The 10,543-nt window shown below is 52.5% G+C and carries 9 protein-coding genes; 4 read left to right on the top strand and 5 right to left on the bottom strand.

Annotated features, from left to right (window positions below; all coding sequences use genetic code 11):
• The 3 genes from KHU29_RS21755 to KHU29_RS21745 all read right to left on the bottom strand — a co-directional run.
• A partial coding sequence (locus tag KHU29_RS21755) for a transposase (RefSeq protein WP_484793074.1) occupies nucleotides 1-454 on the bottom strand: 454 nt, incomplete at its 3' end.
• A gap of 186 nt (nucleotides 455-640) precedes the next feature.
• Nucleotides 641-1,021 (bottom strand): RidA family protein, encoded by a 381-nt coding sequence (locus tag KHU29_RS21750; protein WP_211455422.1) that lies wholly within the window; start codon nucleotides 1,019-1,021, stop codon nucleotides 641-643.
• A gap of 27 nt (nucleotides 1,022-1,048) precedes the next feature.
• Nucleotides 1,049-2,437 carry an FAD-dependent oxidoreductase gene (locus KHU29_RS21745; protein WP_211455421.1) on the bottom strand — a complete coding sequence of 463 codons (1,389 nt, stop codon included), beginning with the start codon at nucleotides 2,435-2,437 and terminating at the stop codon, nucleotides 1,049-1,051.
• Nucleotides 2,438-2,749: 312 nt separating this feature from the next.
• Here KHU29_RS21745 and acs point away from each other — a divergent pair, with 312 nt between their 5' ends.
• Nucleotides 2,750-4,732, top strand: a complete 1,983-nt coding sequence (gene acs, locus KHU29_RS21740) for an acetate--CoA ligase (RefSeq protein ID WP_211455420.1) — start codon at nucleotides 2,750-2,752, stop codon at nucleotides 4,730-4,732.
• 87 nt (nucleotides 4,733-4,819) lie between these two features.
• Nucleotides 4,820-5,824, top strand: a complete 1,005-nt coding sequence (gene phnD, locus KHU29_RS21735; RefSeq protein WP_281416160.1) for a phosphate/phosphite/phosphonate ABC transporter substrate-binding protein — start codon at nucleotides 4,820-4,822, stop codon at nucleotides 5,822-5,824.
• Between the two features lie 47 nt (nucleotides 5,825-5,871).
• On the opposite strand, the gene KHU29_RS21730 is transcribed toward phnD, so the two are convergent.
• Nucleotides 5,872-6,588, bottom strand: coding sequence for a hypothetical protein (locus KHU29_RS21730; protein WP_211455418.1), 717 nt, complete (start codon nucleotides 6,586-6,588; stop codon nucleotides 5,872-5,874).
• An 18-nt stretch (nucleotides 6,589-6,606) separates the two neighbouring features.
• Nucleotides 6,607-7,491 (bottom strand): LysR substrate-binding domain-containing protein, encoded by an 885-nt coding sequence (locus KHU29_RS21725; RefSeq protein WP_211455417.1) that lies wholly within the window; start codon nucleotides 7,489-7,491, stop codon nucleotides 6,607-6,609.
• A 243-nt stretch (nucleotides 7,492-7,734) separates the two neighbouring features.
• Here KHU29_RS21725 and psrA point away from each other — a divergent pair, with 243 nt between their 5' ends.
• Nucleotides 7,735-8,838 carry an iron-containing alcohol dehydrogenase PsrA gene (gene psrA / locus KHU29_RS21720; protein ID WP_211455416.1) on the top strand — a complete coding sequence of 368 codons (1,104 nt, stop codon included), beginning with the start codon at nucleotides 7,735-7,737 and terminating at the stop codon, nucleotides 8,836-8,838.
• 188 nt (nucleotides 8,839-9,026) lie between these two features.
• On the top strand, nucleotides 9,027-10,325 hold the full coding sequence (locus KHU29_RS21715; protein WP_246542423.1) for an MFS transporter: 1,299 nt from the start codon (nucleotides 9,027-9,029) through the stop codon (nucleotides 10,323-10,325).
• The last annotated feature ends 218 nt before the right edge of the window (nucleotides 10,326-10,543 follow it).

Below are 10,543 nucleotides of genomic sequence, written 5' to 3'. Positions count from 1 at the left end.
GAATTTCCTGACAGGCCAACGTGCCGATATCCATTGCATAATGCAAGCGCCAGCTCGAGGTGATAGCACCGGGTTCGCGTATCACGCTGCCATCGACTGCCAGTATTCGCCTACCGTCCAGCGCAGAGCATTTCATCACCGGCGCCGGTGCTTCTTGAATCAATCGCTCGCTCATCCAACGCAGCCATTCTCCCGATTTATTGACCCGCTTAAGCAGCGCAACATCAGATAAATCGGCCAAATTGCCTGCGCGTGCACGCGCCACCGTTTCTCGCATTGAACAACCATCACTGAAATACATCAGCAATACGCGCAATAAATTATCCGGCCCAGAAAATTGGCGACCAAACTTTAACGCGCCCAACGTCCGCGCCTGATCTTCCCAGCCATCAGGCAGTAATTTCACTATTTTCGACCAGTCTTCACTTATGTTTTTGTACTCTTCGGCGACCATTATCTTTTGCGAGATTCATTTTAATTTCGCAATGTTAACCCGCAATCAGAATTTTGGTTAGCGCGTATGGGGTCATCCCCGCGAACGCGGGGATCCAAATTACCGAGTGAAACAATGAAAATGGATTCCCGCGTTCGCGGGAACGACGCATGAGGGAGATATCTCTGGCGTCTTGACTGAACGGCATTACGCATGGTCAGGCTTTTTTCTGGCCGGACGTGGTTTGGCAGCTATCGCGATGATTTCCAGCCGCCAGCCGGGGTTGATCAATTGTTGCAGCGTGCAGGCGCGGGTCGGTGCGTAGCCGAGCGGGATCCATTCATCCCAGACCGCGTTCATTCCTGCATAGTCAGCAATATCGGCCAGCAGAATGCGCACTGACAGCAATTGCTTGCGGTCGCTGCCAGCCTGGGCCAGCAAGCGATCGATGTTAGCCAGAATGGCGCTGGTCTGGGCGCCGATATCGCCACTGGTGTTATCGGCTACCTGGCCGCCGATATAAATCGTGTTGTCGTGGATCACTACCTCAGAACGGCGCTTGACGGTATCGATGCGCTGGATGCTCATGCCGCTTCCTGTTCCAAAAAATAAAAACTACGCTTTGTCGGCTTTGCCGGCCGCATTGGCAAACTTGCTGAGCAGTTTGTCGATCAACCACGGCTCGCGATTTTCATCTTCGGCGCTTTCCTTGCGACGGATCGCATTGCGCACCACCAGCGACCCCAGATAACGGATCGGTTCCGGCGGAAACGTACCGCGTGGACCATCGGCCAGCGGACTGCGAGTCCATGCATTGTCAAGCCCCAGCACCAACGAAGACAGCAACTGTCCGCCCATATATGTCGGCCCGACACCATTACCCGAATAACCGAAGCCGTAGAAAATATTCGGATGGCCATCAAGTTTTCCGAAAAACGGAAAACCTGTGGCAGAACGATCCGACGGTCCGTTCCAGCTGGCTGTAATCGGCACCTCGGCCAGCGCCGGGAAGAATTCATGCAAACTTTGCTTCAGTTGATCTTCGTAAGGTGAACGCTGATCGAACACCGGCAGAATGCGGCCGCGCCAGGCAAAGGTATTTCCACCTTTGCCCAACATCAGGCGGCCGTCCTCGGTGGTCCGGTAATAGAACACAAAAGTACGTGAATCAAGTACTGAAACATCGTCCTTGAGACCGATCATTTGCAACAATTCAGGGCATTTTTCGGTAATGATCATATCGCTGGAAACCACCGCCACCGTACTTTCAAATTGCGGGAAGAGAGTTCCCATCCAGGCATTGACGGCCAACACCATCTTGCCGGCTTGCAGTGTGCCCGCCGGCGTTTGTATGGTTACTTGCGGACCTGGCTCAAATGCCAACATCGGCGTTCTCTCATATATCCGGATGCCCATTTCCAGAGCCACCCGCCGCAGTCCGCGCACCAGTTTTCCCGGATGCACGGTGGCAGCCATTGGCGAAAACACGCCGGCCAGATTGCGCATCGAACCAGAGCGCCATTGCACCTCTTCAGTAGATAGCGAGTGATACGAGTTGATGCCGTGCTTGTCCAGTTCCTCCAGCACCGGGGCCAGCGTCCCCATCTGAGCCTGGGTGGTCGCGGTGTACAGCGTGCCATCCTGACGGAATTCGGCATCGATCCCATGCTTGCGGCAGAAGTCTGCAATATGGGTTACCGCTGCTTCGGACGCTTTCGCCAGGCGCACTGCTTCGATCTCTCCAAACAAACGGCGTAGCGTGAAAAACTTGGTAGTCCACGTCAACATGCAACCGCCATTTCGACCGCTGGCGCCCGCTCCGCACAGGTCGCTTTCGATAATCGCAATGTCCAGCGCCGGATTCTTCTGCTTGAGTTGCAAGGCAGTCCACAGGCCGGTAAAGCCGCCACCGACAATGCCAACGTCGGCGCGCTGAGCGCCTTGTAATGCAGGCGTCAATTCGCCATCCATCGAAAGTGCGTGTTCCAGCCAGAATGGGCGCATGGAAAGCGTTCCTAAAGTGTGAGAAATCTGTCGTTGCGACTGATCTGATGCCTTAGTTCAGGCGATTCCGCGGAGATTTTTATTCAACGGTGATTGCACTTTAATTTAACATCGCGTAGATTGTCAACAATAAACATAAAGCATAATGCAATCTGCACAGTTGCAAAAATACTGCCGGTCACTGCGCTGAAATGGCCGGCACAACCTTTTGCGACGGGTTAGCAAATTGAGGAATGCATTGTCGTCACATCAAAAAATTTGCGACAAAATTTCTCTTTGCATCAATATTTTTCAATAGCAAAAGACATCCAAATGGCCAACATCGAAATTTTTTCCAGCGAAACCCGCGTTTTTCCAGCATCTGCAGAGTTTGCCAAGACCGCTGCGATTTCCGGCATGGACGCATATGACGCGTTGTGCGCAGAGGCGACGAGTGATTACGAAGGATTCTGGAGCAGGCTTGCCCGCGAACATCTGACCTGGCGCAAGCCTTTTACCAAAGTTCTGGACGCATCGAATGCGCCCTTCTACAAATGGTTTGAGGATGGCCAGCTGAATGTTTCTTACAATTGCCTGGATGTCCATCTGCAAAACGGCAATGCGGCCAAAGTAGCGGTTATTTTTGAATCTGATAGCGGCGACGTCACCAAAGTCACCTATCAGGAACTGTACGAAAAAGTCTGCAAGTTCGCCAACGGCTTGAAGTCGCTCGGCATAAAAAAAGGCGACCGGGTGGTGATTTACATGCCGATGTCGGTCGAAGGTGTGGTCGCGATGCAGGCTTGTACACGCATCGGCGCTACGCACTCGGTGGTATTCGGCGGGTTTTCCGCTAAGTCACTGCAGGAACGCATTATCGATGCCGGTGCGGTTGCGGTGCTGACCTCCGATGAACAGGTCCGGGGCGGTAAGCGCCTGCCGTTGAAAGCTATCGTGGATGAAGCGCTGGCACTCGGTGGGTGCGACAGTGTAAGAAACGTCATTGTTTATAAACGCACTGGCGGCAACGTGAAAATCAATCCGGGTCTTGATCTCTGGATGCATGAGCTGGTAGCCGATCAGGCCGCGCAATGCGAACCAGAGTGGGTTGATGCCGAACATCCGCTATTCATCTTGTATACGTCGGGCTCTACCGGATCTCCGAAAGGTGTGCAGCACTCGTCCGGCGGCTATCTTTTGTGGGCAGCCTTGACCATGAAGTGGACTTTCGACATCAAGCCTGATGACGTCTATTGGTGTACCGCCGACATCGGCTGGATCACCGGTCACACTTATATCGCATACGGTCCGACCGCGGTTGGCGCCACGCAAATCATTTTCGAGGGCATCCCGACTTTCCCGAATGCAGGCCGCTTCTGGGATACGATCCAACGCCACAAGGCGACTATTTTTTATACCGCGCCAACGGCGATCCGCTCATTGATCAAAGCGGCAGATGCCGATGCGAAAATCCACCCATCGCAATATGATTTGTCGTCCTTGCGCCTGCTAGGCACGGTGGGCGAGCCAATCAATCCGGAAGCATGGATGTGGTATCACAAAAATATTGGCGGAGAACGTTGCCCGATCGTCGATACATTCTGGCAAACCGAAACCGGCGGCCACATGATCTCGCCGCTGCCAGGTGCGACGCCGCTGGTGCCTGGGTCGTGCACCTTGCCGCTGCCTGGGATTCAAGCAGCGATCGTCGATGAAGCCGGCAATGATCTGCCAGATGGTCAGGGCGGCATCCTGGTGATCAAACGCCCGTGGCCTGCGATGGTGCGCACCATCTGGAATAACCCGGAGCGTTTCAAGAGCGCCTATTTTCCCGCAGAGTTCGGCGGCAAATTGTACCTGGCAGGCGACGGTGCGATCCGTAACAAGGATACCGGTTACTTCACCATTACCGGCCGCATCGACGATGTCCTGAACGTCTCCGGGCATCGCATGGGCACGATGGAAATTGAATCGGCACTGGTGGCCCACTCCATCGTAGCGGAGGCCGCAGTGGTCGGCCGCCCGGACGACACCACTGGTGAAGCAATTTGCGCCTTCGTAGTCCTCAAGCGCAGCCGTCCGACCGGCGATGAAGCCAAACGGATCGCCAAGGAATTGCGTGACTGGGTCGCCAAAGAAATCGGCCCGATCGCCAAGCCCAAGGAAATCCGCTTCGGTGACAACCTGCCCAAGACGCGCTCCGGCAAGATCATGCGCCGATTGTTGCGAGTGCTGGCCAAGGGGGACGATATTACCCAGGACATCTCGACACTGGAAAATCCAGCGATTCTGGAACAACTGAAAGAGACACAGTAATTAAGCCGGCGAGATGGGCGGCCAGCGCAACGTATTTTTCATCGCAATTCAATAACAAATAACAAATAACAATTAGAAAGGTAATGTATGAAGATATTACGGAAAATCATCGTTGTTTTGTGTTCTATGGCCATATTATGCGTATGCGCATTCGCCAAGGACGAAGACATTCCAAAACAAATCACCATCGGCCTGATAGCAACCACCACGGCCGAAGATACCCAAAAGCGCTGGCAGCCGGTCATCGATGATTTTGCAAAATTCACGAAAATGGAAGTCCGCGTTGTAGCCTCCGCCGACTACAGCAAGATTCTGGCCGGGCTGAAATCCAACACCATCCAGGTAGCGTGGTTAGGTAACAAAGCTGCCCTGGACGCAGTGGAAGACCAGCATGCGACGATTTTTGCGCAGGTGGTGAAAAAGGACGGCTCGCGCGGCTACAACTCGGTACTCATCACACCGGCCAGCAGTCCGATCAAATCGTTGACAGATATCTTGACGAACAAAGGTGTCTATAGCTTTTACGACGGCGACAAGGGTTCGACCTCTGGTTATCTGGTGCCGGCCTACTATGCATTCGCCAAAAACAAGGTAGAGCCTGAAAAATTATTCAAGAAAATCACGGCCGGCAATCACAAAAAGAATCTGCAGGCGGTGATCGACGGTCAAGTTGATGTTGCGACCAACAATACCGAAGAACTGGATCGCCTGAAAAAGGAAGCGCCTGAGAAATTCAGCAAAGTGCGGGTAATCTGGACCTCGCCCTTGATCACCAACGATCCGCTGCTGTACCGCAAGGATCTGCCGGCCGCTGCCAAAGGCAAGATCGAAGAATTTTTCATCACCTATGGCAAACCGAAAAACCCGGCCAGCCAACCCGATGTGCTGCAAAACATTCTCGACTTATCCGGCTTTCAGCATTCCACTGACGCCCAGCTGAAACCGATCGCCGATCTCACGATGTTTGGACTGTTGCGCAGCAATATGTACGATACCAGCTTAAGCACTGAGCAAAAGCAAAAGGCTTTCGAAGATATTACAGCCCGTTTCGGTAAACTCAGCGCCACCCTGGAAATGGCGCGTCTGCGCTAACGGGAAATTCGCGCGGCGGATGACAACCTGGCTACTGCACTGCCGCCTTATTTACCCAGCAGCGCCAGAGAATGGTTCCATTCTGTAGCCCATGCGTACAAAAAATCATGCGCATTAAAAGCTCTTTTCAGACGCGGTAGTGGTACCCGATACACGTCGTTTAATCCCAGCGCCAACGTGACCGGGTTCCACAGGGCTTTGCTTTTTGCTCTTTTTGCACTCCCTTTAACCCTTGCTCCATCGTCGCCAAATATGCAGCCACCGCTGCACAGTGCCTGGTCCAAATCAATTTTTACCAGACTGGCAAATGCGATTAACACTTGCTCTTTGCTGATGCCGTTCTGCGATTCCTTTGCCACTTCAATCTTAACTGGCTCGGCCTCGTCCTCGGCCTCGCGCTTGAGTTTGCTTGCCAGGCGCTCCAGATCCTTCTTCAGAAATCGTAACTCATCCAAAGACCTTCGAAAGCCTGGAGGTTTGAGCTGCGTCACTATCTTATAGACGTCTTTCGTGATCGTGATGAGCACATCCTCGCTTCCGGCGGCAAGTCGTTTGGTGTCGCTTTCGAAAAAAATCGGCGCCGCGTAACCACCGTTCGCATCACCGAACAGGTCAGGATAACCGGCGTCATAGTCCAGCCAGACGTAGGGAGTCAAGCCGCTCTCTATCATGCGCGCCAATGTCCATGAGTTACCGGTTTGCTGCGCAAGCCAGTGACAAGCCTGCGCGGTTGTTGCCCGAAAAGGCAGTTCGATAATCGTCATTTTTCTTTCTTTCCGAAACTATTTTTTGCGAGTTGTCTTCGGTGGCGTTCCCGACTCAAGCACGCTTCTGATCAGTGGCCGGTTTTTTCGCACCGCAAGTGAACACATGTAATAGTCGATAGTCACCGTCGTGTCCCTAAGCTTGATCGCTTTCGTTCCCGGTATCGCCACGTATTCAATCTCGGATACGAAGCCAATGCCCATGCCTTCCGCAATGGCATGCATGATGGCTTCACGGCTGTTGAGCTCCATCACGCAATTTATCTGGATACCCTGATTGCTACAAGCGTTCTCAAGCAAGTCCCGCGTCTTGGAACCGCGTTCACGCATGATGGCTGCTTCATTTTTGATGCTCGCCAATGGTACGGATGATTTGTTCGCCCAAGGATGGTCGTCTCTGACGACCGCGACAATAGGGTAAGTGCGGTAAGGCACGACATGCAAGCGTTTGTCCGGATCTACGATAGCCAAAATCGCTATATCGATTGTAAAGTCATAGAGCCGGGCCAGCGTTTCCTTTTCCGAGTTGATCGATATCGCGAATTCAATGCCCGGATGCTTGCGCATCAAATCGTAGGTCAGATTCATCACAACGGGCGGTGAAACTGCCCCAATACGCAGCAATCCTGTTTTTTGGGAATGCAGGCTTTGCAACAACTGAACAGCTTCGTCTTCCTGACCGAAAATCCCTTCAGTAATTTCATACAAGCGCCGCCCTGCGTCTGTTAATTCCACATGCCGGCCGCGGCGGTAAAACAGCTCCACGGCAAATCTGTCTTCCAATGCCTTGACTTGCTCGCTGACAGTTGGCTGGCCTATTTTCAGGTAGGCCGCCGCGGCGGTAAAGCTATGTGCTTTGGCTACGGCATGAAACGAACGAATCCATTTATGGTACTGGTACATAAAGATCCTTTAAGCGCACACCCTCTTCCTTGGCTAGATAGCCGCCCTGCCGTTCAATCTACACGATTTGCAATTCACTTCTCATTGGTGACGCATACGCCATCCATACGCCATCAAAAAATGGCGGTCTTTCATTATCGGTTGAAACGATAGAAACCACATAATAATCGATTTGTACCATGACACAGGTGCGTCGACAATCCATCTACCGGGAACTTATAACCAATAAAACAGGAGACACTGATGGCGCAACGATTCTTTAACCCCGTCGCAACGCATTTTGGTCCGGGCAGCCTGCAAGAACTGCCCAGGATCGTCAATGGCGCAAAGGTGGTGGTAGTGACATTTCCCGAAGCAAGGTCGTTGGGACTTGTGGAAAAGCTGGAGCAGTTGCTAGGCGACCAGTTGGTTTATGTCATTGAAAATGTCCACCCCAACCCGGATGTTTCCCAGTTGGCGGAAATGTATAACCGGTTCTGGCGGGACGAACACGCATGCGATATCGTTGTGGCGTTGGGAGGCGGCAGTGCTATCGATACCGCCAAGGCACTGATAGTTGGAACCGAAGGCGGAAGTTTCGATGAACTACTGGCCCTGCTCGCTGACGGCAAGCCTTTCACGCCAAATAGGGCAAAGACACTCATCGCCATCCCGACGACCGCAGGTACCGGCAGCGAAGTAACGCCGTGGGCAACGATTTGGGATTCGGCGAAACAAAAAAAATACTCATTGCATCTGGATTGCACCTGGCCCAAAGCGGCTATTGTCGACCCGGAGCTAATGCTCACGCTCCCCAAATCAATCACCATTTCCACCGGTCTGGACGCGTTATCGCACGCGCTGGAGTCGATCTGGAACGTCAACGCGAACCCGATTTCCGACGCTTTCGCAATCCAGGCGATCCACGAGATCATGGCCTGCCTGCCGTTGCTTGCCACGGAACTCGACAACAAGGCACTGCGATCATCCATGGCACTCGCTGCGATGAAAGCCGGATTGGCGTTCTCCAATACCAAAACAGCGCTTGCCCATTCCATCTCTTACGAGATGACTCTGCGCTATGGGCTGCCACATGGAATTGCCTGCTCGTTCACGCTCCCCCTGGTTCTCGGCATGGCTTGGGGCGAGCACCCCGAGAGAGATATCGCTCTGCAACGGGCATTCAATGCCGATCGTAAAACCGCGATAGATCGATTGCGAGCTTTACTACACCAGCTGGAAGTCCGAACCGAATTTTCCGACTACGGCGTTTCAGCGCCGGAAGCGCAGGAGATGGTGCAACACGCCATGCAGGGTGCGCGAGGGAAAAATTTTATCGGTACAAAAGCCGCCGCTGCGCTGCCCTGAAGCGGTCAGATGACTTTTACATTTCAGTGGAAGGAATAAGGAGCCAATAAGGAGCCAGCAACATCTGAAACTTTAGCTAACCAAATTAAATTAAATTTAATTATAAAAACAATTACCTTTTCCAACCAAATAGGAATGAGGTTTACCGGGGAATAACAACCCGGTATCCTCGATAAAGGAGACATGCAATGAGTTACGTTTATACGACGTCAGATCCGCTCGTAGCAACCGACACAAGCTTTCGCAGGGCGCAATGGCGAATGCTGTTGGCGGCGATGCTTTGTTATCTGTTTTTCTACACCGGCAGGCAGACATTCGGCTTCGCGATTCCGGGTATTCAAAAAGAGTTCGGCCTTACTAAAGAGACCTTAGGCTGGGTCTCCAGTGCCATGTTATGGTCGTACGCCATCGGACAGGCAATCAACGGCAATCTGGCGGACAAATTCGGTGGCCGCCGGATCATGAGCTTAGGTGCGATTCTTTCCTGTTGCGCCAATTGGATCGTAAGTTTCTCGAGCGGGTTCGGGAGTCTCATGTTTCCATGGGCAGTTAACGGTTACTTCCAGGCATTGGGCTGGGCGCCAGGCAGCCGTCTGCTGTCAAATTGGTGGGGCGTTGGCGAGCGAGGGAAAGTATATGGTTTCTATGTGTTTGCCGCCGGTTGCGCCTCCGTGCTTTCTTACATAACCTCCATTGCAGTGCTCGACGTTTTGCATCTTGACTGGCGCTGGATATTCCGGATTCCCGTTCTTCTGATGCTTGGTGGCGGCATATTTTTCTATCTGGTTGCTCGCGAGCGGCCGGAAGATATGGGTTTCGAACCACTGGATACCGGTGTTGCCAACCAAGGAGATAAAGCACGCGCTGTCCTTGATGATCAACATGAGTCTTCCTGGACTCGGTATAAAGCAGTGCTGAAGAACTGGCGTTTGATCGTAGCAGCGCTTTCACTGGGCTTTCAAAACGCAGCGCGGTATGGACTCATTGTCTGGGTTCCTGTCCACTTTTTCGGATCGAACTGGGCGAAGTCGCCGGACGCATTTATTGATCCTAAATGGATCAGTGTCGCTCTTCCGGTGGGGATGGCCATTGGGGCGCTAAGCAACGGTTGGATATCGGACAAATTGTTCGGCTCGAAGAGATATAAAGCGATCATGCTCTACATGGTGCTGGGTGCAATGACGAGTGTCTGGATATTTACGATTCCCGGCCATTCGATGCTTAGCGTTATGGCTTTGTTCCTCTGCGGTTTCTTTGTGTACGGGCCAGCGTCGTCGTTTTGGGCATTATGTCCGGATCTTGTCGGCTCGCGTCGTGCCGGCACCGCTACAGGCATCATGAATTTTTCATCGTACCTGTTTGCAGGTCTAGGCGAACCCCTTATCGGGAGAATGCTGGATCATTCTGGCAATACTGCACTGATATTTCCAATTGTCGCTGTGAGCTGTGTCATCAGTGCGTTTGTTGCGATGTTTATCAAACGCTGACAGGACTGCCCGGCCGTTTCATGCGCGCCCATCATACATATCGGGCACGGTGCATGAAACGGCCAGTCTGCACCGCAATGGAAATAATCAACTAAGGAATGTCTGAATAAGTCCCAAACAAACCGATATTAATAAAAGCTACTTTTTTAAACCAAAAAAATGCGACTTCAAGACTACGAATATCAGATTAAGTCGGGCGGTTCATCGCCCGACTTAGC

This window comes from Collimonas antrihumi (assembly GCF_018304965.1).
In the GTDB taxonomy this organism is placed as follows: domain Bacteria; phylum Pseudomonadota; class Gammaproteobacteria; order Burkholderiales; family Burkholderiaceae_D; genus Collimonas; species Collimonas antrihumi.
This window is presented reverse-complemented; position numbering and strand designations above follow the sequence as displayed.